The sequence below is a fragment of the Haemophilus haemolyticus genome (genome assembly GCF_003490935.1).
In the GTDB taxonomy this organism is placed as follows: domain Bacteria; phylum Pseudomonadota; class Gammaproteobacteria; order Enterobacterales; family Pasteurellaceae; genus Haemophilus; species Haemophilus haemolyticus_M.
The window spans coordinates 193,662-218,297 of the sequence record NZ_QQGD01000002.1 but is presented as its reverse complement, the minus strand read 5'-3'; the positions used below and the strand labels follow the sequence as shown (position 1 = coordinate 218,297).

Here is a 24,636-nt window from a genome sequence, read left to right as displayed (position 1 = left end):
TGCTCCAGTTTAGTCAAGTTTTTTGCGCTAGAACATAAAAAACTTTTAAAAGTTTCGCTAGAATAACCGCACTTTATTTATCGTTTGTAGTTTTTTTATGCATATTAAAGCGTTATTTTCTAAAAATGTTTTTTTAGCTGTAAAACCCTTTAGCGCACTGAAAGATTCCTTTCGTTTAGGTTATTCGAAAAAATCGCTGATTCGCGACATTATTTCAGGGTTGACTGTGGGGGTGATTGCAATTCCGCTTTCCATGGCTTTGGCTATTGCAAGTGGTGTACCGCCACAACATGGTCTTTATACGGCAATTATTGCGGGTATCGTTATCGCGCTGACGGGTGGTTCCCGCTTTAATATATCTGGGCCTACAGCTGCTTTTGTTGTGATTCTTTACCCTGTTACTCAACAATTTGGACTAAGTGGCCTTTTGATGGCAACGTTGCTTTCTGGGCTGATTTTGGTTTTGATGGCGTTATTTCGTCTAGGGCGTTTAATTGAATATATTCCGTTGCCCGTCACCTTAGGTTTTACTTGTGGGATTGGGATTACTATTGGTACTTTGCAGATTAAGGATTTTTTGGGGCTTTCCATAGAAAAAATGCCGGCGCATTATCTTGAAAAAATCCAAACAATTTTTACCGCACTTCCTACGATAAATTGGGCGAATGCAGCGGTTGGTGTGGTAACCCTATTAGTCCTGACTCAATGGCATAAATTGCGTTTGGCAGTGCCAGGGCACCTACCTGCTGTGATTATTGGTACAATTTTATCTATAGCATTACAGCATTTTGGTTTTGAGGTGGCGACGATTGGATCTGCATTCCAATATACTTTGCCTGATGGTTCCATTGGTCATGGGATTCCTAATGTCTTGCCAGATTTTTCTCTGCCGTGGAATATTCCTGATGCGCAAGGACAATTAATTCATTGGGATTTTAATAGCTTACAAGCGTTGTTACCTGCTGCTTTTTCAATGGCGGTATTGGGCGCAATCGAATCACTTCTTTGTGCAGTGATTTTAGATAATATGACTGATACTAAACATCACTCTAATAACGAATTATTAGCGCAAGGCTTGGGAAATATCATTTCTCCGTTTTTTGGCGGGATTACGGCAACAGCTGCGATTGCTCGTTCTGCGGCTAATGTGAAATCAGGGGCAGTATCGCCAATATCGAGTGTTGTGCACGCAATACTTGTTTTATTCGCTTTACTTTTGTTTTCGCAAGCCCTTTCTTATTTACCTTTGTCATCGATGGCTGCTTTGTTGTTAGTGGTGGCGTGGAATATGGCAAGTGTACACAATATTATCCACCTTGCTCGCCGTTCAGGCAAAAATGAAATGGCAGTGTTGCTGACTTGTCTTATTTTGACTGTATTATTTGATATGGTGATTGCGATTAGTGTCGGAGTGTTGCTTGCAAGCCTCTTGTTTATTCGGACGATTGCTGAGATGACAAAAGCCATTGAACACAATGCGCCTGAAGATTTAGATGATGTTTTGGTTTACCGAATTAGCGGTCCACTTTTCTTTGCTGCTGCGGATAAATTATTTGCGGATTTGCATGATAGAACGGTTCATACCGATCATGAAATTCGACATATTGTGCTGCAATGTGATGCAGTGACAGTGCTTGATGCTGGTGGCATTCATGCGCTTACTCGATTTGTTCAACACATGTTGCCCCATCAACAACTTTACTTGTGCAATATGCAATTCCAGCCGTTGAGAATGCTAGTTAAATCTAATTCTTCGCCAGATATTCAAAAAATTAATTTTGCGGCAGATTTAAACGAAACTTTCCATAAAATTCGTGACTTTGAAAAAACTACCCAATAATGAAAACTAAAGCGTGCTAGAATAGTGCGCTTTTTCATTACATCGTTAGAAACCATATCAAGGAATAATTATGCGTCCAAATAATCGAGAAAATAATCAACCCCGCCAAATTAAAATTACCCGTAATTACACCAAGCACGCTGAAGGTTCTGTGCTTGTTGAATTTGGTGATACCAAAGTGCTTTGTACTGCAACAGTGGAAGATGCTGTACCACGTTTCTTAAAGGGACAAGGGCAAGGCTGGGTCACGGCTGAATATGGAATGTTGCCACGTTCAACACATAGTCGTATGCAACGTGAAGCGGCTAAAGGTAAACAAGGTGGACGCACAATGGAAATTCAACGCTTAATTGCCCGCTCTTTGCGCGCAATGGTGGATCTCAAAGCACTTGGTGAACGTGCGATTACTTTAGATTGTGATGTTATTCAAGCGGATGGCGGCACACGTACTGCATCCATTACTGGTGCAGCAGTCGCATTATGTGATGCGATTAACGGTTTAATTGAGAATGGCACGTTAAAAACTAACCCAATTAAAGGTTTAGTTTCGGCAATTTCCGTAGGGATTGTTGAGGGGCAAGCTGTTTGTGATTTGGAATATGTGGAAGATTCTGCAGCGGAAACCGATATGAATGTTGTGATGATGGAAGATGGTCGAATGATTGAGGTGCAAGGCACTGCAGAAGGCGAGCCATTTAGCCATGAAGAATTATTAACATTATTAGATTTAGCGAAACAAGGCTGTAATCAAATTTTCATCGCTCAACGCGAAGCGATAGGCTTATAAACACAGTTTATAGGGATTAAAAAATGGAACAATATAAACGTGATTTTATCGAATTTGCTTTAAGCCGAAATGTATTGAAATTCGGAGAGTTTACTTTGAAGTCGGGGCGTAAAAGTCCGTATTTTTTCAATGCGGGTTTGTTCAATACGGGGGCAGATTTAGCGCGTTTAGGCGAGTTCTATGCTGCGGCAATTCAGGCAAGTGCGGTAGATTTTGATGTGGTTTTTGGCCCGGCTTACAAAGGTATTCCAATTGGCACTTCAGTTTCGGTGGCGCTATTTAATCGTTATGGTATTGATAAGCCCGTGTGTTTTAATCGCAAAGAAGTGAAAGATCACGGAGAGGGCGGTAATTTAATTGGTAGCCCATTGCAAGGAAAAGTTTTGCTTGTGGATGACGTGATTACGGCTGGTACTGCGATCCGTGAATCTATGGAATTAATTAGTGCAAATGAGGCAGAGCTTGCGGCAGTATTAATCGCCTTAAACCGTAAAGAACGAGGAAAAGGCGAGCTTTCTGCAATTCAAGAAGTTGAACGTGATTATCAATGCCAAGTGCTATCAATCATTGATTTAGATGATTTGATGCAATTTATCGAACAAGATCCTCGATACAGTAGCCATTTGCCAGAAATGCGTGCTTATCGTGCTGAATTTGGCGTATAAAACTTGAGAAATAAATTTTTGTCATCATTATAAATAACATTATAAAAATAACCGCACTTTGACTTAACAGGGGAAAGAATGGGATTTATTGGAAAAATTATAGGCGTATTTTTAGGTTGGAAAGTTGGTGGATTTTTTGGTGCGATTGCTGGGCTAATTTTAGGTTCTATTGCAGATAAAAAATTGTATGAACTTGGTTCGGTAAGTTCTAGTTTCTTTAAAAAGAAAACAACGCGTCAAGACTTGTTTATGCAAACTACCTTTGCGGTGTTAGGCCATTTAAGCAAATCGAAAGGGCGTGTAACAGAAGAAGATATTCAATTAGCTAATCAATTAATGATTCAGCTTAAACTGGATGATGCGGGGCGTAAATTAGCGCAAGATGCGTTTCGTCGTGGTAAAGAATCTGATTTCCCAATTCGCCAAGTTATCCGTGAATTTCGTATTGGTTGTGGGCAACGTGCTGATTTATTGCGAATGTTCTTACAAGTGCAGGTTCAAGCGGCTTTTGCCGATTCAGAACTTCACGAAAATGAGAAAGAAGTACTTTATGTGATCGCTGAAGAACTTGGTCTTTCTCGTATGCAATTTGAACAAATGATTGCAATGGAAATGGCTGCTCGAGCTTTTACTCAAGGCGGTTTTTATCAGCAATATCAACAAGGTGCATATCAAGGTGGCTACCAATATCAGCAACAAAATAGTGGTGGTTACCAACATGCTTCAGGTCCAACTTTAAACGATGCCTATAAAGTATTGGGTGTGACTGAGTCTGACGATCAAAACACGGTTAAGCGTGCTTATCGTCGTTTAATGAATGAACACCATCCAGATAAACTCGTGGCGAAAGGTTTACCTCCAGAAATGATGGAAATGGCAAAAGAAAAAACTCAACAGATTCAAGCCGCTTACGATTTAATTTGTAAAGCAAAAGGCTGGAAATAGTGCGTGTTATTCTTGCGCCTATGCAAGGGGTTTTAGATCCCTTTGTACGTCAACTTCTTACCGAAGTGAATGACTACGATTTATGTATAACAGAATTTGTTCGCGTAGTTGATCAACTTCTCCCTGAAAAAGTATTTTATCGTTTATGCCCTGAATTAAAAAATCAGGGCTTTACTTCTTCTGGCACGCCTGTGCGAGTGCAGTTGTTAGGGCAGCATCCAGAATGCCTTGCTGAAAATGCTATTCGTGCGATCGATCTTGGCTCTCATGGCATTGATTTAAATTGTGGTTGTCCCTCTAAAACTGTGAATGGCAGCAATGGAGGTGCAGCATTATTGAAACAGCCTGAATTGATTTATCGTGCCACTCAAGCCTTACGCCAAGCCGTGCCCAATGAGTTTCCTGTTAGTGTAAAAGTGCGGTTAGGTTGGGATGATATTTCACAAGCTTTTGAAATTACTGATGCGGTGGAGAAGGGTGGTGCAACCGAAATTACAGTTCATGGACGCACAAAAGCCGATGGTTATCGTGCTGATCGAATTAATTGGAAAAAAATTGGTGAAGTCCGAGAGCGTTTATCCATTCCAGTTATTGCTAACGGAGAAATTTGGCATTGGCAAGATGGGCAAGATTGCTTATCTCAAACAGGTTGTCAGGATTTAATGGTGGGACGAGGCGCGTTGAATATTCCGAATTTAAGCCATGTTCTGAAATCAAATGCAGAAAAAATGCCTTGGTGTGAGATTCAAAAAATCTTGCAAAAATATGCTAATGTTGAAAATGAATATGACAGCGGTTTTTATCATGTGGCACGAATTAAACAATGGTTACGTTATTTGAATAAGGAATATGATGAGGCGAACCAAGTGTTTGATAAGATTAAGACTTGCCAAACAGCTGAAGATTTGAAATTACGTTTAGATGATAAATAAAAAAACCTGCTAATCAGCAGGTTTTTTATTTCTAAATTATTTAAAAACTGACCGCACTTTTTAATTTTTTCAGTGCATTGGTTTCTAATTGACGGATACGTTCCGCAGAGACATTATATTTGGCTGCCAAGTCGTGCAATGTAGCTTTGTTATCATCTAACCAACGAGCTTTGATAATATCCTGACTACGCGCATCTAGACTTTGTAACGCTGCACCTAATTGCTCGGTTGCTTGGCTTTCAAAGTTTTCATTTTCAAGCTCTGCTGCGAAATTAGAACTTTTATCTTCCAAATAAAGGGCTGGAGAATAAGTCTCTGTTTCTGCATCATCAGTGGGTAAATCAAAACCTACATCCGCACCGCTCATACGCGATTCCATTTCGATCACATCTTCTTTGGAAACACCCAATTCATTTGCCACGATATCAACTTCATTTTCGTTAAACCAGCCTAAACGTTGTTTAGTTTTGCGTAGGTTGAAAAATAATTTACGTTGAGCCTTCGTGGTTGCGACTTTTACGATACGCCAGTTACGAAGAACATATTCGTGGATTTCAGCTTTAATCCAATGCACGGCGAATGACACCAAACGTACACCAACTTCAGGGTTAAAACGTTTGACAGCTTTCATTAAGCCGATATTGCCTTCTTGGATTAAGTCAGCTTGAGGCAAACCATAGCCAGAATAGCCACGCGCAACATGGATCACGAAACGAAGATGCGACAAAATGAGTTTTTTCGCAGCATCTAAATCCTCGTGATAATACAAACGTTCTGATAATTCTTTTTCTTCCTCTGCGGTCAGCATCGGATATTCATTTGCCGCACGAATATAACCTTCGATACTGCCTTGAGGAACTAACATCATTTGTGTTTCTTTATCCATCATTTCCCTTCTTTATTTTGGCGTTTGCCAATCAATGTACTTAGTTATAGCACAATAAGCTATCTTATTGAACCAATTTGTTAATAAGACAGGTTTTATCAATCAAAAGTTCAATTATTCTAAATAATTCTGATTAATTAGCAAAGAGGAATGAGGGTTAAATTAAGATTTTCATTAATGACTTTAAATAGTAAATCGATGTTCGGATGCTTGCCTGGATTAGCTTTAGCATCTTCGACGTGTTCTGCAAACCATTCAACACCTTGTTGTGCGGAAGTGCGGTTTAATTTCCCGTTAAATTTTTCAGCCAACGCATTATAAAGACGAAGCGACCCTAATTTACCTGGTATGGCTGGAATGTTGTGGATAATAGCCTCACCATCCATCACATTTAAACCGGTTAAATGCTCGATTGTGGGTAAGGTTTCTAAAATTTCTTTAAAGCTCATGATTTATTTCCTTAATCTATATAAATTATGCGATAGTTTGCTCGCTATTTACTTCACCAGTTGCGCCAATAAAGCGGACTTCAGGTTGTAAATATACACTAAATTTTTCTGCAACAGTTTTGCGAACGTGATGGGCGAGTTTGACTACGTCTTGTCCTGTTGCACCACTTTTGTTAATTAACACTAATGCTTGTTTTTCATGAACGGCTGCGCCACCAATTTGAAAACCTTTAAGATTGCATTGATCAATCAGCCAGCCTGCCGCTAATTTCATTGAACCATCTGCCTGTGGAAAGTGCGGTAGATTTTCGTGATGTTTTTTGATTTCTTCAAAATGTTCTGAACTGACAACTGGATTTTTAAAGAAACTGCCCGCATTACCAAATTCATTTGGATTAGGTAATTTGCTTTGACGGATATGACAGACTTCATCAAAAATTTGTTTAGCGGTGACTGTTTTTGGCTCGAATTCTACAAGCGAACCATATTTTATAATTGGCTGCCAATTTTTTGTGAGCTTTAATCCAACCGCTGTAATCACATAACCTTGTTGATAATGATGTTTGAAAATACTTTCACGATAACCAAATTCACATTGTTCTACGTCGAGTCGGAAGGTTTCATTTGTGTTTAAATTAAGCACATCTACATAATCGCATACATCTTTAAATTCCACACCGTATGCACCGATATTTTGAATTGGTGCAGAGCCTGCACAGCCAGGAATCAGGGCCAGATTTTCTAATCCATAAATATCATTGTTAATAGACCACTCCACCAATTCATGCCAATTTTCACCGCCATTCACATGCAGGTAGTGAAAATCAGAATCCTGTTGGTGGGTAATGCCCATTAAACGATTTAAAATCACCACACCATTAAAATCATCTAGAAATAGCATATTACTGCCTTGACCTAGAAAAAGTGCGGGTAAATTTTCCGCTTTTGAATGAGCCCATGCTTGTTGTAGTTGTTCAGTGCTATGCGCTTCGATAATTTCACGAGCATTAGCATGAATATGGAAAGTGTGAAAAGGTTGTAAATTTTGCATTTAAAATACCATTGTGGGGTGCATAAAAAATTTATCTTTTATACCAGTTGCTATGAATAATTATATCCACCGTAATCAACATAAAGCATGTGGAAGCGTGATTTTCACCTGTGTACCGCCTTGTTCGCGACGGATGATGTTAAATTCTGCGTTAAGTTGGCGACTACGTTCAGTCATAATATTTAACCCATAATGACCTTCAGGCTCTTCAAGGTTTTGAATACCAATACCATTATCTTCAACTAAAATTTCGTATTCGCCTTCTGCATTAATTTTGGCGCTAATTTCAATTGCTGTGCCTTGAGAATGTTTGATCGCATTGGTGGTGGCTTCACGTACAATTTGTAGCACATGAACCAGTTGTTGTGGATTCAAACTTTGTGATGGCAATTGGCAATTAACGTTCATTTGCATCGTTGTTTGTGAACGTAATGAGTCAATCACTTGCTCTAGCGCAAGCTGTAAATTAGCTTCTTGTATGGTTAAACGGAAAGTGGCTAAAAGCTCGCGTAATTGTGCATATCCACTTGAAAGAGCCTGTTCAAAATCACGAATAATGACCAAACTTTGTTCTTTGGAGGAATCGCCTTCTTTCTTCAAGTTATGTTTAAGTAATGTAAGCTGGATCTGTAAAAATGATAGCACTTGAGCCAACGAGTCATGCAATTCTCGGGCTATAATTGACCGCTCTTCCATCAATAAGAGCTGTTCTTGTTGGCGTAAACTTTTTTGGAAATAAAGGGCTCGCCCAAGCATTTGAGCAAGGTTTTGCATCATTCTCGGATCGGGACAAGGTAATCCTGCTTGCCAAGAGAGTGCACCGAATTCTTCGTTATCGACAGAAAGTGTCTCAGTTTGCAAAGAGCAGTCTAAATCTTGAGTACCAAAAGCAATATCCCAATGCTCTGCACCCATAACTTCAACTTTAATATATTTCAAATTCTCGCTGACTAGAATGTGATCGAGCACTTGGCTTAATACTTTATCGTTGATTGTGTTGGCATTAAGGATTTGAGAACTTTGATAAAGGGTCGTCAAAGAGCGGTTGGTTTGGCGTAACTTTTGTGTTTTTTCGTTTACTGTTTCTTCCAAACTTGAATAAAGCTGACCAAGCTCCGTGGACATTTGTGTGAAGATACGAGCCAATGTACCGAGTTCATTTTGTTTCGTTGTATCAAGCGGAATGTGATTGAATTGACGCATTTGCACTTGCATACTGGCTTTGGTCATTAAGTGCAATGGTTTTACGACTTCCCGCTGTGTGTACCAAATCACATAAGACACCATGAGTAAAATTAACCACATCGCGAAAAAGAGCACCGATACGCCCAAAATCCATTTTTGTTCACTGAAACGTTGTAGCTCAAACACAAAATAATCAACATCTGCTACATAGTCAGTGAGCTGATTACTATAGTTTTTTACATCGTGTTGGCGCGCATATTTTTCCATGTTCGTCCAACGTTGCAAAATGTTTTGATAGGAATGTTTTAATACATTCGGTGTGAAAAATTGATTTTGAACTTCCAACAAAGCAGACGAATGAAGGCTTATATGATAACGACGTAAGTTGGTTTCCAAGCTTTCTGGTTGCTCTTGCATTTCATAGAGCAGGCGATAACTTTGCATCCGCAAAGATCCTGAAATATTAATGGCTTCTGCGTCATATTTATTACTGCTCATAATTGCCAAACTTAGCGAGCTAATCACGCCTGCAACGATGAGAATGATGAATAAATATTTAGCAATACGAGTGGAAACTGAACGTTTAGTATGCACAGGAAACTCCAGTGGAAATTTAGAAAAGTGCGGTGAATTTTTTATTTCTTTTTAAATTTAGCCCAAACTTTATCTTCTTGACCGCGCCATAAACGTTGAACATTATCGTGATGACGATAAATTAATAGACAACAGACCAAGGCAACGGGAAAAGTAAATTCAGGTTTGAACCACCACACATAAAAAGGCACAAGTAAAGCAGAAATAACCGCACTTAATGAAGAATAACCGCTGATAAGAAAAACGAAGACCCAGGTTCCAAATGTAGAACCCGCTACAGCCCAAGAAATTGGTGCAATCGCACCAAAAGCGGTTGCGACGCCTTTACCGCCTTTGAATTGGAAGAAAATGGGGAAAATGTGCCCTAAGCAAGCACCTAGTGCGACCATGCCTAATTCAAATTGTGTGAGTCCTAAATAGTAACCAACCCATACTGGCGTCATGCCTTTTAAAATATCAATAATCAGTACGGCGAGAGCAGACCAACGGCCTCCGATACGAAGCACATTTGTCGCCCCTGGATTGTGTGAGCCATTTTCACGAGGATCTGGTAAGCCTGCGATACGACAAATTAGAATAGCACTGGAAATAGAGCCTAAAAGATAGGCACAAAGCATATAAAAAAGGGCAAAAAGGCTCATTTTGTACTCCAGTAAGAAAAATTATTCGTTATTCTACCCAAAGTTGATAGCATACGCCTACAATAATTTTAGAGGAAATCTTATGGATCGTGTTTTTATTGAAGAATTGACTGTTTTTGCTCAAATTGGCGTATATGATTGGGAGCAGCAAATTAAGCAAAAACTTGTGTTTGATTTAGAAATGGCTTGGGATTGTAAACAAGCGGCGGAAACAGATGATGTTGCATATTGTTTGAATTATGCTGAAGTGAGCCAAGTGATTATTGATTATGTGGAAAGCAAATCTTTCTTGCTGATTGAACGAGTGGCTTATGAAGTGGCGGATTTGCTTGAGTCACGTTATCAACTTCAAGGATTAAAAATTAAACTGAGTAAACCGAAAGCTGTTGCGCAAGCTCGAAATGTTGGCGTATTGATTGTACGTGGATGTTTAAAATAATGTGAAATTTTCGTAAAAACTTGTCGGCTTTTTAAACGAAATTGACTAAAATAGTCATGAGTTTTTACTGCAATAAAGGAGATTGCAATGAATATGAAAACCTTATTAGCACTAGCGGTTAGTGCGGTATGTTCAGTTGGTGTTGCGCAAGCACATGAGCATAATCATGATCACAATATGGCACCCAAAGGTGCTTCTATTGAAGTGAAAGTGCAACAACTTGATCCAGTAAACGGTAACAAAGATGTGGGTACTGTTACGATTACTGAATCTAACTATGGTCTTGTGTTTACCCCTAATTTACAAGGATTAAGCGAAGGCTTACATGGTTTCCACATCCATGAAAATCCAAGCTGTGAGCCAAAAGAAAAAGAGGGTAAATTGACAGCTGGTTTAGGTGCTGGTGGTCACTGGGATCCTAAAGGTGCAAAACAACATGGTTATCCATGGCAAGATGACGCACACTTAGGTGATTTACCTGCATTAACTGTATTACATGATGGTACAGCTACTAACCCTGTTTTAGCACCACGTCTTAAACATTTAGATGATGTTCGCGGTCACTCTATTATGATCCACGCTGGTGGTGATAATCACTCCGATCATCCAGCTCCACTTGGCGGTGGCGGCCCACGTATGGCTTGTGGCGTGATTAAATAATTCGATTGTTCGAAACGAAAAGTGCGGTGAATTTTCACCGCACTTTTTTGCTAGATATTTAGCGTTTAATTCACGACTTCAGCAGTATATTTCAGCTTGTGAATCGCATCGAATAATTGTTGGTTTGTGACTTTGGGATCTTCCACAACCGTCACTAAACCATCTTTAATGGATGCTTTTGTTGATATAACGCCATCGATATTACGTAGTTCTTTATTGACTAAGTAAGCACAAAGCTGGCAATTCATTTCTTTTACTTTTAGCACAATTTGTTTGGTTTCATTCGCATGAGCGAAAGAAATTGCAAACAGCGAAAGCAAAAGTGCGGTACATAATTTCTTCATTTTTATTCCTAATTAGCTAATTCTAAAATCCAAGGCAAAATTGTTGGATAGGTTAAGAAAAAAATCATCACGATAAATACAATCCAATATAAAACGATGAGTTTTTTACGGGAAATATATTTGCTACAAATGATTTTTTTGGAAAACATCAACAGCCAAAATCCATAGGCGAAGGCGCATAATGAAACGATAAGCATAGGAATACGCAAATAATCATATTCGCCTAAGCCAATCAACCAAGTGGACGACACACCAAATACTAAATAAATTAATGGTGCGATGCAGCACAACGTTGATGCCACCGCGGCGCTAAGTGCGGTAGCTATGGCAACCCAAAAGGATTTATTAGAGTTTTTTAGAGACGTAGTCATATTTAAATTCTTTTGGATCAAAGGAATTTAACGGATCGCCACCTACTTCAGCATACGGGTAGCCGAAGTTATTGATTGGAGCCAGTTCTGGTTGTGGATATAAATCGAAGTCACGGGCATGATTAAATCCGACCCAGTTTGCTTCCCAGTTACCAAACAAATATTTTGCTACGGCTTGTGTATCTTTATCTTCAACAGATTTTTTCTCTGCTAAACGCATTTTGGCCACGTCTGCAGAATCAACTGGTACCCATCCAAACCCTGCAAGGTAGAATTCAGCGCGGCAGTGCTGACCGCCACTTACGTTTGCGATGCCTTGTTCATTCGCACTACCAAAAGCACCTTTGGAATATTTGCCCATTTTCTCTGCCGCACCTAAGCGAATACCAAAAATTTCACGAGCTGGGATGCCTGCCGCACGAGCAAGAGCCACAAATACAGAATTAATATCGGTACATTTACCTTTTAATACGCCAGTGGTAAGAATTTTTTCTACATCGCCGTCACCACAGCCTAAAACAGAATTATCACGTTCCATATTTTTTACGATCCAGTGGTGAATCAATTCAGTTTTTTTCAATGGATTAGTTTCTTTACCTACGATTTTGTCAGCAAATTCTTTCACAATACCATCAGTTTTAATATGTGGAGTAGCTTTTAAGTACTCTTGTACATCCACGGAATACTGAATATCTTTTGGCGGAGTATAATTCTCTAAAGCACCTTTCACCATCGGTTCACGGTCTTTTGTTTCAATGACCATAGTGACTTTTAAATCACGTTTTTGTGCATCTTTATCCCAAGTTGCAAATAAGGTTTTCGCACCGTATTTATTGTTTTCTGTTACATAGGCATTCATGTAATTACCTTCAAAGTGAATCGATTTCACTTGTTGGTATTCTCCATTAAATGGCAATGGAACCCATAAATTGGTTTGCCCTTGCGAGCCTTTTGGCACAACTAAATCGTAGGTTTGCGTGAATTCGTAAAGATGGGCGTCTGTATTGTAGTTTGGAATATTGGTGTTTGCATGAGCTAACGAGCCACACGCAGAAAGCACCGCAACTGCGATAAGTTTCTTCATGAAGAGATCCTCTAGTTAATAATAGTTAAACTTAACATATTAGATAAACTAATACGCCACTATGCTAACGGATTTTTGAGCAATAATTCAATCATTTTGCGTAAACTTTTTATTTTTCTTATATAAAAAAATACTTTATTTTCCGCCGCACTTTCCTTCTAACATTTGACACCCCTAGCCCTTACACCTATTATTCCTTAGTTATTTATTAAGATTTACGGAACAAAATAATTATGGTGAATAAAACCGCTCAACTTAAACAAGCTCTAGAAAATCGTATTCTCATTTTAGACGGTGCGATGGGGACGATGATCCAAAAATATAAACTGACAGAAGCCGATTTTAGAGGTGAGAAGTTTAAGGAAAGTGCGGTCGATTTACGCGGTAATAATGATTTACTGACATTGACTCAGCCACTGCTAATTTCCGCTATTCATGAGAAATATTTAGCAGCAGGTGCCGATATTATTGAAACCAATACTTTTAGTTCAACTACGATTGCTCAAGCGGATTACGACTTGCAATCTATCGCTTATGAACTCAATTTTGTTGGCGCAAAATTAGCTCGTTTGGCAGCAGATAAATATAGCACGCCAGAAAAACCTCGCTTTGTCGCGGGCGTGTTAGGGCCAACAAACCGTACAGCGTCCATTTCACCCGATGTAAATGATCCAGGTTTCCGCAATGTTACTTTTATGGAGTTGGTGGATGCTTATGCCCAAGCAACAAAAGGCTTAATCGAAGGTGGTGCGGATTTAATTATGATCGAAACCATTTTTGACACGCTTAACGCTAAAGCAGCCGTTTTCGCCATTGAAAGTGTATTCGAAGAATTAGGCGTAGAATTGCCAATCATGATTTCTGGTACCATTACCGATGCTTCAGGGCGTACCCTTTCTGGGCAAACTACTGAGGCTTTCTATAACTCCCTCCGTCATGCAAAACCACTCACTTTCGGTTTGAACTGTGCTTTAGGTCCAAAAGAATTACGCCAATATGTAGAACAGCTTTCAAAAATCAGTGAAACCTATGTTTCTGTGCATCCGAATGCAGGTTTGCCGAATGCTTTTGGTGGTTATGATTTAGGGGCAGAAGAGATGGCTGCTCACTTAAAAGAGTGGGCAGAAAGTGGTTTTGTGAACATTATCGGCGGTTGTTGTGGTACCACACCGGAACACATTAAAGCCTTTGCTGAAGCGGTAGAAAATATCCCACCACGTAAATTGCCACAAATCAAAACCGCCATGCGTTTGTCTGGTTTAGAACCACTCAATATTGATGATGAAAGTCTATTCGTGAACGTGGGCGAACGTAATAACGTGACAGGTTCAGCGAAATTCAAACGCTTAATTAAAGAAGACAAATTTGCCGAAGCCATTGAAATTGCCATCGACCAAGTGGAAAACGGCGCGCAAGTGATTGACGTGAACATGGACGAAGCCTTACTCGACGGCAAAAAATGCATGACCCGTTTCCTCAACATTATGGCGACGGAACCAGATGCAGCCAAAGTGCCAGTGATGATTGACTCGTCTAAATGGGAAGTGATCGAGGCAGGTTTGCAATCAGTACAAGGTAAACCAATCGTTAACTCTATATCTTTAAAAGAAGGCGAGGAAAAATTTATCCATCAGGCTAAATTGGTGCGTAAATACGGTGCAGCCGTTGTGGTGATGGCATTTGATGAAGTAGGGCAGGCTGATACCGAAGAGCGTAAAGTCGAAATCTGTACCCGTGCTTATAACATCTTAGTCAACCAAGTAGGCTTCCCGCCAGAAGACATTATTTTCGACCCGAATATTTTCGCCATCGGCACCGGAATTGAAGAACACAACAACTACGGTGTAGATTTCATCAACGCCACGGGACGTATTAAACGCAGCTTGCCACATGCCAAAATTTCGGGCGGAGTGTCAAACGTGTCCTTCTCTTTCCGTGGTAATAACGTCATGCGTGAGGCTATTCACGCGGTCTTCCTCTATCACGCCATCAAACAAGGCATGGATATGGGGATCGTGAACGCAGGACAGCTCGCGATTTACGATGATCTGGATCCGGAATTACGCAATGTAATTGAAGACGCTGTCTTAAACCGCACACCAGATGGCACAGAACGTTTACTGGATATTGCGGAAAAATATCGCAATCAAGGCAACGATGAAAGTGCGGTGGATTCTGTCGCCGAATGGCGTACGTGGCCGGTGGAAGAACGCTTAAAACACGCCCTTGTGAAAGGGATTACTACGCATATCATCGAAGATACCGAAGAGGCGCGCCAAAAACTGCCAACTCCGTTAGAGGTAATTGAAGGTCCGCTCATGGCGGGTATGGACGTGGTGGGCGATTTGTTCGGCGACGGTAAAATGTTCCTGCCACAAGTGGTGAAATCCGCACGCGTAATGAAACAATCAGTGGCGTATTTAGAGCCATTTATCAACGCCACCAAACAAAAAGGCTCCAGCAACGGCAAAGTAGTGATTGCCACCGTGAAAGGTGACGTGCATGACATCGGCAAAAATATCGTGAGCGTGGTGTTGCAATGTAATAACTTTGAAGTGATTGACTTAGGCGTGATGGTGCCGGCGGATAAAATCATTCAAACCGCTATTGATGAAAAGGCGGATATTATCGGCTTAAGCGGTTTGATTACGCCATCCCTTGATGAAATGGAATACTTCCTTGGAGAAATGACGCGCCTAGGTTTGGACTTGCCGGTGTTGATCGGCGGCGCAACCACCTCCAAAGAACATACAGCCATTAAACTGTATCCAAAATACAAACAACATGGTGTGTTCTATACCTCGAACGCTTCACGCGCGGTAACGGTTTGTGCGACATTGATGAACCCAGAAGGGCGTGCGGCATTGTGGGAACAATTCAAGAAAGATTACGAGAAAATTCAGCAATCTTTCTCTAACCGTAAGCCACTGCGTAAACAGCTTAGCATTGAAGAAGCACGAGCAAACCGCTTTGACGGCTTTAGCGGTGAATGGGCAGATTATGTGCCGCCAACGCCAAAACAAACGGGCATTGTGGAATTTAAAAACGTGCCAATTGCCGAACTACGCAAATTTATCGACTGGTCACCATTCTTCCGTATTTGGGGCTTGATGGGCGGCTACCCTGATGCCTTTGATTATCCGGAAGGCGGTGAAGAAGCTCGTAAAGTGTGGAACGATGCACAAGTGGTATTGGATGAATTAGAACAAAACCACAAACTCAACCCAAGCGGTATTTTAGGCATTTTCCCTGCGGAACGTGTGGGCGACGATGTGGTGCTTTTCTCTGATGAAGAACGCAGACAATCCATTGGCACCGCTTACGGCTTACGCCAACAAACGGAACGCGGCAAAAACAGCAAAAGCCCATTTAACTTCTGCTTAAGCGACTTTATTGCTGATCGCGAAAGCGGTAAAAAAGACTGGTTCGGCATGTTCGCCGTGTGTGCCGGCGTTGAAGAAATGGATTTAGTGGAAGGCTACAAAGCCGCAGGCGATGACTACAACGCCATCTTGCTACAAGCCGTAGGCGACCGTCTCGCCGAAGCCATGGCAGAATACTTGCACTTTGAGTTGCGCACCCGCATTTGGGGCTACACGCAAGAGGAATTCGACAATCAAGGTTTAATCAATGAAAACTATGTCGGCATCCGCCCTGCACCGGGCTACCCAAGCTGTCCGGAACATACCGAAAAAGCCTTGATTTGGGATTTATTAGAAGTAGAACAACGCATAGGCATGAAACTCACCGAAAGCTACGCCATGTGGCCAGCGGCTTCTGTCTGCGGTTGGTACTTCACCCACCCGGCAAGTAATTATTTCACTCTAGGTCGCATTGATGAAGATCAAGCTCAAGATTATGCCAAACGTAAAGGTTGGGATGAGAGAGAGATGATGAAGTGGTTGGGTGTAGCGATGAAGTAGGAATCATAAAGGGGGAAGAATTATTCCCCCTCATACATTTATGACTATTAACAATCTAATCCAAACAATTTAGAAACATCTATTTCTGTAGCACAAGCTGAAATTAAGCGGATATTCCTACACTGAAGAGCAGATCTATTTTGAACCGTAACTTTGGTTAATTGATTCTGCGGAATATTAAATACTTTTTCTATTCTATTTTTAAAATAGTCACCATCTGCATTTGGTACAACGATATCAATTTTTTTATTATTATGATAGCATCTTAATATGTCATTAAAATGCTCATCAGCATTATTAAATGAATATCCTATAATGACGATATGTTCAGCTTCTTTAATCCACTCTGTTGATTTTGCCCATAATTCAATATATTTATTTGATAACACAGGCTTTAACCTTAAAGGTGGAACTAGCGATGGAATTGTATGGACTTGTTTTGATATATCATAATCATTTAAATTAATACTTGGCGCTATAACATCACGAATAAAATCACTCGGGTTAAGTGATAGTATATTTTCTATGTTCAATAAGTCTCTTGTATCCATTCTTACATATTCTGCCAACCCACCATGAAAGTATATAACATTATTTCCTGTCAATTGATTTTCAAGAAAATAAGTATAATTTAATGTTACTGCTCTAATATCTTTGTGTAATTGACTATAAAATGGTAGACTTAGATTCTTACTAATAACTTCTTGTTGTTTATGTACTAGATAAGCCCATAAAGACCAAGAAATATAAATATAATTCTTAATATCTGCAGGATTTTCATTATAAAACCCTAAAAATTTCTCTATTAATAATGTTTCTATATTTAACAAATCCGCTCCAATTGCCCTAGCAATAGGATTATCACCTTTTAAGCTCATTCTTAAAGTTCGTTTAAGCACTAGCTTAAAAGTGTCAGAAAGAGACAGCTTATGTATATCTAAAATAGAATCACTATCAATAATATCATCTGCATCATCAGGAAATACATCTCTAATTAGGCTTTCTGTTTCTTCATCTAAATAGCTTTGTTCAGCTATCGTTGCTAGTTTTTCAAATAACTTGATTAATAATTGCGCTAACTTCTTATTCTTATCATCATTTTCCTCTAGATTATTGAGTACCTCACGAACTCTCTGAATCATTTGTTTTTGCTCATGAATTTCTCTTGTAGCCACCTTATCTACTGCTCTAGCAATCATATTATTAAAATTAAAACGAAGGCCAGGAATCATCTTACGTAATTCTGAATCAACACAATTATCTTTATTAGCTAGATATCCAGCCACATCTGCAAGTAAAGTATTAGCCAAAGGAAAATCAATTCCCTCTGAACGATCCACTCCAGCTCCTGTTATTAATAAATGTTTTCCCATAAAAGTTCCTTTAGTTAATATAATTTCATATATTTTATCAAATAGAAAAAAGGTTTAACTATATTACATCAAATAAAGCAATGAGTTAAATTAATATAAAATATTCAAGATAGCGCACAGTGCCTAATTTCACTAAAAAACTCACTTCAATCCCATCTATCTCTGTTTGTTCTTCATATTTCCTCTTCTGTAGCTTTGAATATACGAAAGATTGTATATTCTCTATAAATTGAAAGCCTAGTTGCACAATTCCCAATTTCCGCTATCATACGCGCTTTCTTATTTCTCGGAATTTTGTATTTATGAATAGATTAAAGATGGCGTTGTTTGTGGGTGTCCTTGTGAGTTTATTTGCTTGTACCACAACACATCAGCCGAAGAAGACGGTTAAATCTCTATTTTTAAAGAATAATATTAGCCAAGCTGAGTTAAATAATTCTGTTAATTACAAACCATATCATTATCGTTGTAATAATAAAGAAACTGGCGGGATTTCTCATTTGACGACTTATTTCCCTCTGTCGCGTGAAAGCCGTATGAAAGATAACTTCGGGTTTTATTTCCGGCTAGATAATGGCAAGGCGGTGCCTTTTGATCATTCATACACGCTGACACTGAATGCGCGCGGTACAAAATTTGAAGTGGTTTATCGTTCGTATGATCCGATTCAAGGAAGTTATGTGGATTTAATCGCACGATCTCAAAGTTCAATTTACTACAAGAATCAACAAGGCAAGCAAGTTCCTTGGTTGATTTGTAAGGGCGGTTGATTTTTCTCGAAAATAATTTTTACTTTCAGCAAAATGAGAAATTGGAATTAGGTTTCCAATTTCTCTATCCCATAAATTTCTTTTCTTTCTACATCAAATTTCACGCTTATATCAAAGGCTTGTGCAAGATTTGCTGAATTTAGCACCGCTTGTGTTTTGCCTGTCGCAATGATTTTGCCTTTGTCGAGCAAAATCACTTCATCACAGTATTTATATGCGAGGGATAAATGATGGATCGCTACAACGCAGGTATGCTGTGGCGTGAGCGATTTTAATTGTTCCATCATATCTATTTGATAATAGGGATCGAGTGGTGCGATAGGTTCATCGGCAAGCAATAGCGGCGCATTTTTAATACAACAACGAGCGAGTTGCACTCGTGCTTTTTCTCCACCTGACAGTTTCTGAAAGGATTTATTAATCAAATGTGCAATCGAAAATTTTTGTGAAATCTCCGTAATTTTTGACCGCTCTTTTACTGAGGATAATGGCGAATTTAAGCCGAGAGCAATGACATCATAAACCGATAAATCCCAATGGATATTGGTATCTTGCGCAAGATAAGCGAGTTGCTGGCTTTTTTCAGATGTACCCATTTTGCCTAACGGGCTGTTTCCAAAATAAATTTCACCTCTTGTAATAGGTAAAATTCCTGCAATCGTTTTAAGCAAAGTTGATTTGCCCGCACCGTTTGCACCCATAATGCCGATAAGTTTTCCTTTAGGAAGCGTGCAGCTGATGTTGTTTAAGCCATAAGGCTGGGAAAGATTTTCGATTCTAATCATTATCTTACCAACTTGCGTTGCTCCGTAATTAAAATCCAAATTAAGCAAGGTGCGCCAATGATTGCAATGAGCGTGCCAATATAAATATGTGAGAAGATTGGAATATATTGCACGCAAAGATCCGCAATAAGTAGCAATAATGCGCCAAGTAATGCACTAGTGATGTAAAGTTGCGAAGGGCGTTTTTTTAGCAATAGGCGAGCAAAGTGCGGTGCGATTAAGCCAATAAAACCAATAGTGCCTGTTTGCGGAATCGTTGCACCCACTAATAATGCCACGCCAAAGGTCGTGACGAAAAAGCTACGTTTAGGATTCACGCCCATTGTACTTGCGGTTTCTTCACCGAAGGTGAGCAAGTCAATATAGCGGCGTTCACGATATAAACAGAACAATCCCAATAATACGATTGGAAGTGAAATGAGCAGCGTATCAAGTTTTGCCCACACAAGAGAACCTTGTAGCCAGCGGTATAGTTCAGCTAATGCCCAAGGGCTTTCTGCGTTCGAAAGTAGCAATGCGACGGCAGCAGAGAGCAACATATTGACGGCTAAACCACTTAAAATCATCGCCGTTGTACCGTGGTTTTTAGCGATTAAATAAACCAATAAAAAACTAGATAACGCGCCAGCCACACCGCCAATTAACAACAGACTTAAGGGGACGGAAAAATAGTAAAGTAAAAAGACACTGGTGGTGGTTGCACCGGCACTACTGCCCAATAAGCCGGGACTTGCCAGTGGATTTTGAAATATCCCCTGCATTGCATTGCCCGCTAAAGCAAGGCTTGCGCCAGTTAAAATGGCTAATCCGAGGCGCGGTAGGCGAATATCAAGCAATACGAGCGAGCGCATATCCGTGAGCACACCATCGGCATTTTTGAGATGAGCAAAATCGCCGAGTTGATGATAAATCGCAAACCCGATAATCAATAGTAGCGCTAAGAAAAGTGCGGTATTTAATTTTAGTGTTTTGGTCAATGAATAATTTCCTATGTAATCCAAATATCATTTTAATTGTTGATAAATCTTCTCCGCCCCTTGCCACACGCCGTGATCAAAGCAATAAGTATATTTCATTGGAATGCGAAAGTGCGGTCGATTTTTAAAAAGATTTTGCAAAAGCGGATGTTTAAGCAATTCCGCTTGCTCGTTATAACTTTGTTGGTCGCTGATTTCAATCAACACGTTGGGTTCAGCTCGTAACACTTTTTCAAGAGAAAAATTTTGTGCCGTAAGCGGTGTTTTTAGCGGGGTTAAGCCTAGTAAATTAAGTAAAGTTGGATACTGTGGCGTATAAGTTTCTACAATGCCTGTATCTGAAAGTATTAATGTGTCAGTGAGTGATAGATTGAGGTGAGAATCTTGTAATTTAAGTTTTTCAACCAAAGATTCTGCCTGCATTTCGTTACCCGTAAGTTTGCCCAAGTGCAATATTAGCGCAAATAATTCTTCTGCCGTTTGTGGCGTGTCATTAATTGGCTCAATTTTTGCCCCGAGTTTTTTCAAATCTGCCACAAGTTGTGGATAAAAGGTTTCATTGATAAGCAACGTTTTATCGAGATAGGGCAATAATGCGGTGAGTTGTGGTTCAAGGGTTGGCTTATCCACATTGAGTTTATCCAACATCATCAAGGGATTTTTAGAATAAGAAGATTGTGCGGCAATTTGCTCAGGACGCGCAATTTCCGACAAAAGACGATCGCTACAAAGCGTAAGCGAAACGAATTGCTCCGACGCATGCGAAGCCAGAGGCAAGAAAAGTGCGGTTAAAATTAAGCGAGTTTTTTGCATATAGATAATGATACGCTACGCCATCAAGAATGTAAAAAGGCGTGCTAAGCACGCCCTTGTTAGTGGGTAATAATTAGAATGATCCTTTTAACCCAACGTAAACATTGCGACCGTCTTGGCTGTAGCCGAGTACGTTTTCGTATTTTTTATTGAATACGTTGTTTAAGTTCGCATAAATCGTCAAACTATCAGCTACTTTATAGTTCACGCCTAAGTTTGCCAAGGTGTAGGATGGCATTTTGAAATCGCCGGAATCAAGGCGTTTACCTACATAAGAAACATTCACATCAGAACCTAATTTTTCCGTGATTTGATAAGCTAAACCAAGGTTTCCTGTGTGTTTTGGGCGACGAACATAATTTAAACCATATTGATCATTTTCAGATTTAATATAGGTGTAAGTATAGTTCGCATAACCTGAAAGGCTATCGGTAAATTTACCGTTATACGCCACTTCTACGCCTTTGATCTTCGTCTTACCATCGCGGTTTACTGCACGATTTGTTGGATTCATGTAATTACCGGTAAGGGAATTTTCGTCACTTAAAAAGTTATTTACATTACGGGCAAAATAGGTCGTATCCAAGCTATGACGCTTATCATCGGTTTCAAGTAAGACACCAAATTCTCCCCCCAAACTTTTTTCTGCTTTCAAGTTCGGGTTAGCTAACCAAGTACCACCCCAACCGTAATATTCGGACATGGTTGGATTATGAATAGCTTTACCCAAACTAGCGTGTGCTTTTACATTTGGCGAGAGGCGATAAGCACTGGCAAGACGCGCAGTGAAGGCATTTTCAAATAAGCTATTGTCAGTATAACGACCGCTGACAGAAAGACTGTGGTCGGCTTCGGTAAATAAACGGTACTCTGCGGCAACACTTTTCTCTGTTAATTTTTTCTCAGCAAAATTGTAAGCGGAAGCAATATATTTTGTATTTTGGTAATCCGCTAAGACGCTAACGGCTTGTTTGACTTCACCTTCACGGTCGAAGTTAATATCAAGTTGATAGTTCGTATTCAACTTTTTGCTGTCGTATTCTGTTTTACCAATAGCGGAAGCCCAACTTTGATATTGTGCAGTATCTGCGTCCGTTTTAACGTGACTTACCGCCGCTTTATGCACGAATAAATCTTCTGCATTACCAAAATAACCGCTTAATTTATAGCGAGTTTCGCGTGTACGGGTATTGTCATCAAATTTTCTTTCGTGCTCTGCACTATTATCAAAATGAACGGTTTGAGATGAATGTGAGGCAAGAAAATCAACGCCTTTTTTACCATCATCAAAACCTAAACGCATAGACATATTATCACGGTGGAAGCCATCCTTTTCAGTTGCCGGCACATTTATGCTTTTACCGCCAGATACGCTCGTATAATTAAATACGCGTTCGCTACGCGCAGAAATCCCTTGCGTACGATGGCTATCGCCATGAAGAGCATAGTAAAGACCATGATGCTGACCAGAAAGGGTAATAGAGCCATCACGGGTGCGATGTGAACCTGTGCCTAAGTCAAAATCGACGTTAAATTCTTTGTCTTTATATAATCCGTTTTTTGTGGTGATATAAACAACGCCACCCATGGCATCACTACCCCAAAGTGCAGATTGTTCGCCACGTAACACTTCGATTTGTTCAATGTTACTTAATGCTAAACCACCAAAATCAAAGTTAGCATCTGCAGGATTAACGCGAATGCCGTCAATAATGACCGCAGTATGTTTTGAATTTGCACCACGCAAGAAAAGGCTTGTTAGTGCACCACGTCCACCACTGGCCCCCATCGCAACACCTGGCACAGTCTTCAATACATCACTCACATAAGTCGCATTACGTGCTGCAAAATCTTTTTCTGTTAATACGGTGACTGATGATGCAGTTTGATCTTGGTTTACAGGTGTTGCGTAAGCCGAATACACATTGATCGGTTCAAGCTCGGTTTTGGTTTCAGCTTGTACAAAAGCCGATGCACTCAATAAAAGTGCGGTAGTAATTAAGTTAGTTTTCATTAAGTTGGTTCCTCTTTTTAAAAAGTGCGCTATTTTGGCACAATAGACATTCATTTCCTAGTTGAGAATTTTCATTTACTTTAAAAATTCTGTTCATTTTGTAAAAAAATTCGTTTTTTGACCGCACTTTTTCACCTTTATCAGCCTTGCGCTTTCAAGTATAATGCGGGCATTTTTAATCACATTAGATCAACGATTATGAGCACAAAATTTAACGTAAAAACATTCCAGGGTATGATTTTAGCCCTGCAAGAATATTGGGCAAACCAAGGCTGCACCATTGTGCAACCTTTTGATATGGAAGTGGGCGCAGGTACCTCTCACCCAATGACCGCATTACGCGCATTAGGCCCAGAGCCAATGGCATTTGCTTATGTGCAACCTTCACGCCGCCCGACAGACGGTCGTTATGGCGAAAACCCAAACCGTTTACAGCATTACTATCAATTCCAAGTGGTAATCAAACCTTCTCCAGATAACATTCAAGAACTTTATTTAGGCTCGCTTGAAATGCTTGGTTTCGATCCGACCAAAAACGATATTCGTTTCGTAGAAGATAACTGGGAAAACCCAACCTTAGGTGCATGGGGCTTGGGCTGGGAAGTATGGCTAAACGGTATGGAAGTGACCCAGTTTACCTATTTCCAACAAGTGGGTGGCTTAGAATGTAAACCTGTAACGGGCGAGGTGACTTACGGTTTAGAGCGTTTGGCCATGTACATTCAAGGCGTAGATTCTGTGTATGACCTAGTTTGGTCTGACGGCCCATTAGGCAAAACCACTTATGGCGATGTTTTCCATCAAAATGAAGTTGAGCAATCAACCTATAACTTTGAACACGCAAACACAGATTTCTTATTCTACTGCTTCGATCAATACGAAAAAGAGGCACAAGAGTTATTAGCCTTAGAAAAACCGTTACCATTGCCAGCTTATGAGCGCATTTTGAAAGCAGCACACAGCTTTAACTTGTTAGATGCACGTAAAGCAATTTCAGTGACCGAACGCCAACGCTATATTTTACGTATTCGTGCATTAACCAAAGGCGTGGCGGAAGCCTATTATGCAAGCCGTGAAGCCTTAGGTTTCCCAGGTTGTAAAAAATAAC

At 40.0% G+C, this 24,636-nt stretch carries 23 protein-coding genes; 10 read left to right on the top strand and 13 right to left on the bottom strand.

The genetic code is table 11. The features are described 5' to 3' along the window. The first annotated feature begins 97 nt into the window (after positions 1–97). The 5 genes from dauA (at position 98) to dusC (ending at position 5,169) form a co-directional block, all read left to right on the top strand. Entirely contained in the window at positions 98–1,840 is a 1,743-nt protein-coding gene (gene dauA, locus DV417_RS03370) for a C4-dicarboxylic acid transporter DauA (RefSeq protein WP_118878564.1), read from the top strand. A gap of 70 nt (positions 1,841–1,910) precedes the next feature. Continuing rightward, positions 1,911–2,627, top strand: a complete 717-nt coding sequence (rph, locus tag DV417_RS03365; RefSeq protein WP_118878563.1) for a ribonuclease PH — start codon at positions 1,911–1,913, stop codon at positions 2,625–2,627. Positions 2,628–2,650: 23 nt separating this feature from the next. Next, a complete protein-coding gene (gene pyrE, locus DV417_RS03360) occupies positions 2,651–3,292 on the top strand; it encodes an orotate phosphoribosyltransferase (RefSeq protein ID WP_118878562.1) in 642 nt (213 codons plus the stop codon). Between the two features lie 78 nt (positions 3,293–3,370). Further along, on the top strand, positions 3,371–4,237 hold the full coding sequence (djlA, locus tag DV417_RS03355; protein ID WP_118878561.1) for a co-chaperone DjlA: 867 nt from the start codon (positions 3,371–3,373) through the stop codon (positions 4,235–4,237). Beyond that, the gene (dusC, locus tag DV417_RS03350; protein WP_118878560.1) at positions 4,237–5,169 is read left to right on the top strand and encodes a tRNA dihydrouridine(16) synthase DusC; all 933 of its coding nucleotides are present in this window, start codon (positions 4,237–4,239) and stop codon (positions 5,167–5,169) included. The genes djlA and dusC overlap by 1 nt, the downstream gene beginning before the upstream one ends. A 40-nt stretch (positions 5,170–5,209) precedes the next feature. Here dusC and rpoH read toward each other — a convergent pair whose 3' ends face one another. The 5 genes from rpoH to plsY form a co-directional block, all read right to left on the bottom strand. Further along, the gene (rpoH, locus tag DV417_RS03345) at positions 5,210–6,055 is read right to left on the bottom strand and encodes an RNA polymerase sigma factor RpoH (RefSeq protein ID WP_046942373.1); all 846 of its coding nucleotides are present in this window, start codon (positions 6,053–6,055) and stop codon (positions 5,210–5,212) included. Positions 6,056–6,192: 137 nt separating this feature from the next. Continuing rightward, on the bottom strand, positions 6,193–6,504 hold the full coding sequence (locus DV417_RS03340; protein WP_118878559.1) for a DUF2322 family protein: 312 nt from the start codon (positions 6,502–6,504) through the stop codon (positions 6,193–6,195). Positions 6,505–6,529: 25 nt separating this feature from the next. Continuing rightward, positions 6,530–7,555 (bottom strand): UDP-N-acetylmuramate dehydrogenase, encoded by a 1,026-nt coding sequence (gene murB, locus DV417_RS03335; RefSeq protein WP_118878558.1) that lies wholly within the window; start codon positions 7,553–7,555, stop codon positions 6,530–6,532. Between the two features lie 75 nt (positions 7,556–7,630). Continuing rightward, positions 7,631–9,334: a nitrate/nitrite two-component system sensor histidine kinase NarQ gene (narQ, locus tag DV417_RS03330; protein ID WP_118878557.1), complete on the bottom strand. Its 1,704-nt coding sequence runs from the start codon at positions 9,332–9,334 to the stop codon at positions 7,631–7,633. Positions 9,335–9,375: 41 nt separating this feature from the next. Then, positions 9,376–9,975, bottom strand: a complete 600-nt coding sequence (gene plsY, locus DV417_RS03325) for a glycerol-3-phosphate 1-O-acyltransferase PlsY (RefSeq protein WP_118878556.1) — start codon at positions 9,973–9,975, stop codon at positions 9,376–9,378. Between the two features lie 82 nt (positions 9,976–10,057). Between plsY and folB the strand changes: the two genes are divergently transcribed. After that, positions 10,058–10,414 carry a dihydroneopterin aldolase gene (gene folB / locus DV417_RS03320; RefSeq protein WP_118815702.1) on the top strand — a complete coding sequence of 119 codons (357 nt, stop codon included), beginning with the start codon at positions 10,058–10,060 and terminating at the stop codon, positions 10,412–10,414. 87 nt (positions 10,415–10,501) lie between these two features. After that, the gene (gene sodC / locus DV417_RS03315; RefSeq protein WP_005626862.1) at positions 10,502–11,074 is read left to right on the top strand and encodes a superoxide dismutase family protein; all 573 of its coding nucleotides are present in this window, start codon (positions 10,502–10,504) and stop codon (positions 11,072–11,074) included. 65 nt (positions 11,075–11,139) lie between these two features. Here sodC and DV417_RS03310 read toward each other — a convergent pair whose 3' ends face one another. Genes DV417_RS03310 through DV417_RS03300 form a run of 3 tightly spaced genes read right to left on the bottom strand, consistent with a single transcriptional unit; the run spans position 11,140 to position 12,873 of the window. Further along, the gene (locus DV417_RS03310; protein WP_005651690.1) at positions 11,140–11,418 is read right to left on the bottom strand and encodes a heavy-metal-associated domain-containing protein; all 279 of its coding nucleotides are present in this window, start codon (positions 11,416–11,418) and stop codon (positions 11,140–11,142) included. A gap of 8 nt (positions 11,419–11,426) precedes the next feature. Then, positions 11,427–11,789: a mercuric transporter MerT family protein gene (locus DV417_RS03305; RefSeq protein ID WP_005628992.1), complete on the bottom strand. Its 363-nt coding sequence runs from the start codon at positions 11,787–11,789 to the stop codon at positions 11,427–11,429. Further along, on the bottom strand, positions 11,764–12,873 hold the full coding sequence (locus DV417_RS03300; protein ID WP_118815703.1) for a transglutaminase-like domain-containing protein: 1,110 nt from the start codon (positions 12,871–12,873) through the stop codon (positions 11,764–11,766). The genes DV417_RS03305 and DV417_RS03300 overlap by 26 nt, the downstream gene beginning before the upstream one ends. A gap of 233 nt (positions 12,874–13,106) precedes the next feature. Between DV417_RS03300 and metH the strand changes: the two genes are divergently transcribed. Beyond that, on the top strand, positions 13,107–16,796 hold the full coding sequence (gene metH, locus DV417_RS03295) for a methionine synthase (protein WP_192878536.1): 3,690 nt from the start codon (positions 13,107–13,109) through the stop codon (positions 16,794–16,796). A 47-nt stretch (positions 16,797–16,843) separates the two neighbouring features. On the opposite strand, the gene DV417_RS03290 is transcribed toward metH, so the two are convergent. Beyond that, a complete protein-coding gene (locus tag DV417_RS03290) occupies positions 16,844–18,169 on the bottom strand; it encodes a hypothetical protein (protein ID WP_118878554.1) in 1,326 nt (441 codons plus the stop codon). A 302-nt stretch (positions 18,170–18,471) separates the two neighbouring features. Here DV417_RS03290 and DV417_RS03285 point away from each other — a divergent pair, with 302 nt between their 5' ends. Continuing rightward, on the top strand, positions 18,472–18,939 hold the full coding sequence (locus DV417_RS03285; RefSeq protein ID WP_118878553.1) for a hypothetical protein: 468 nt from the start codon (positions 18,472–18,474) through the stop codon (positions 18,937–18,939). Between the two features lie 47 nt (positions 18,940–18,986). Here DV417_RS03285 and DV417_RS03280 read toward each other — a convergent pair whose 3' ends face one another. The 4 genes from DV417_RS03280 to DV417_RS03265 all read right to left on the bottom strand — a co-directional run bounded on the left by DV417_RS03280 (position 18,987) and on the right by DV417_RS03265 (position 23,528). Then, positions 18,987–19,724 carry an ABC transporter ATP-binding protein gene (locus DV417_RS03280; RefSeq protein WP_118878552.1) on the bottom strand — a complete coding sequence of 246 codons (738 nt, stop codon included), beginning with the start codon at positions 19,722–19,724 and terminating at the stop codon, positions 18,987–18,989. Further along, positions 19,724–20,701, bottom strand: coding sequence for a FecCD family ABC transporter permease (locus DV417_RS03275; protein ID WP_118878551.1), 978 nt, complete (start codon positions 20,699–20,701; stop codon positions 19,724–19,726). The genes DV417_RS03280 and DV417_RS03275 overlap by 1 nt, the downstream gene beginning before the upstream one ends. 27 nt (positions 20,702–20,728) lie before the next feature. Beyond that, positions 20,729–21,514: a substrate-binding domain-containing protein gene (locus tag DV417_RS03270; RefSeq protein ID WP_118878550.1), complete on the bottom strand. Its 786-nt coding sequence runs from the start codon at positions 21,512–21,514 to the stop codon at positions 20,729–20,731. Positions 21,515–21,587: 73 nt separating this feature from the next. After that, positions 21,588–23,528 carry a TonB-dependent receptor plug domain-containing protein gene (locus tag DV417_RS03265; RefSeq protein ID WP_118878549.1) on the bottom strand — a complete coding sequence of 647 codons (1,941 nt, stop codon included), beginning with the start codon at positions 23,526–23,528 and terminating at the stop codon, positions 21,588–21,590. Between the two features lie 198 nt (positions 23,529–23,726). On the opposite strand from DV417_RS03265, the gene glyQ reads away from it, so the two are divergent. Beyond that, a complete protein-coding gene (gene glyQ, locus DV417_RS03260; protein ID WP_005628151.1) occupies positions 23,727–24,635 on the top strand; it encodes a glycine--tRNA ligase subunit alpha in 909 nt (302 codons plus the stop codon). The last annotated feature ends 1 nt before the right edge of the window (position 24,636 follow it).

What these genes read in the sequence shown, in the direction of transcription:
- rph (WP_118878563.1), top strand. Translation starts at nt 1,911, where the DNA reads ATGCGTCCAAATAATCGAGAAAATAATCAACCCCGCCAAATTAAAATT.
- rpoH (WP_046942373.1), bottom strand. Translation starts at nt 6,055, where the DNA reads ATGGATAAAGAAACACAAATGATGTTAGTTCCTCAAGGCAGTATCGAA.
- glyQ (WP_005628151.1), top strand. Translation starts at nt 23,727, where the DNA reads ATGAGCACAAAATTTAACGTAAAAACATTCCAGGGTATGATTTTAGCC.
- dauA (WP_118878564.1), top strand. Translation starts at nt 98, where the DNA reads ATGCATATTAAAGCGTTATTTTCTAAAAATGTTTTTTTAGCTGTAAAA.
- DV417_RS03300 (WP_118815703.1), bottom strand. Translation starts at nt 12,873, where the DNA reads ATGAAGAAACTTATCGCAGTTGCGGTGCTTTCTGCGTGTGGCTCGTTA.
- DV417_RS03265 (WP_118878549.1), bottom strand. Translation starts at nt 23,528, where the DNA reads ATGAAAACTAACTTAATTACTACCGCACTTTTATTGAGTGCATCGGCT.
- djlA (WP_118878561.1), top strand. Translation starts at nt 3,371, where the DNA reads ATGGGATTTATTGGAAAAATTATAGGCGTATTTTTAGGTTGGAAAGTT.
- DV417_RS03285 (WP_118878553.1), top strand. Translation starts at nt 18,472, where the DNA reads ATGAATAGATTAAAGATGGCGTTGTTTGTGGGTGTCCTTGTGAGTTTA.
- sodC (WP_005626862.1), top strand. Translation starts at nt 10,502, where the DNA reads ATGAATATGAAAACCTTATTAGCACTAGCGGTTAGTGCGGTATGTTCA.
- plsY (WP_118878556.1), bottom strand. Translation starts at nt 9,975, where the DNA reads ATGAGCCTTTTTGCCCTTTTTTATATGCTTTGTGCCTATCTTTTAGGC.
- metH (WP_192878536.1), top strand. Translation starts at nt 13,107, where the DNA reads ATGGTGAATAAAACCGCTCAACTTAAACAAGCTCTAGAAAATCGTATT.
- DV417_RS03280 (WP_118878552.1), bottom strand. Translation starts at nt 19,724, where the DNA reads ATGATTAGAATCGAAAATCTTTCCCAGCCTTATGGCTTAAACAACATC.
- DV417_RS03310 (WP_005651690.1), bottom strand. Translation starts at nt 11,418, where the DNA reads ATGAAGAAATTATGTACCGCACTTTTGCTTTCGCTGTTTGCAATTTCT.
- pyrE (WP_118878562.1), top strand. Translation starts at nt 2,651, where the DNA reads ATGGAACAATATAAACGTGATTTTATCGAATTTGCTTTAAGCCGAAAT.
- DV417_RS03305 (WP_005628992.1), bottom strand. Translation starts at nt 11,789, where the DNA reads ATGACTACGTCTCTAAAAAACTCTAATAAATCCTTTTGGGTTGCCATA.
- murB (WP_118878558.1), bottom strand. Translation starts at nt 7,555, where the DNA reads ATGCAAAATTTACAACCTTTTCACACTTTCCATATTCATGCTAATGCT.
- DV417_RS03340 (WP_118878559.1), bottom strand. Translation starts at nt 6,504, where the DNA reads ATGAGCTTTAAAGAAATTTTAGAAACCTTACCCACAATCGAGCATTTA.
- DV417_RS03290 (WP_118878554.1), bottom strand. Translation starts at nt 18,169, where the DNA reads ATGGGAAAACATTTATTAATAACAGGAGCTGGAGTGGATCGTTCAGAG.
- folB (WP_118815702.1), top strand. Translation starts at nt 10,058, where the DNA reads ATGGATCGTGTTTTTATTGAAGAATTGACTGTTTTTGCTCAAATTGGC.
- DV417_RS03270 (WP_118878550.1), bottom strand. Translation starts at nt 21,514, where the DNA reads ATGCAAAAAACTCGCTTAATTTTAACCGCACTTTTCTTGCCTCTGGCT.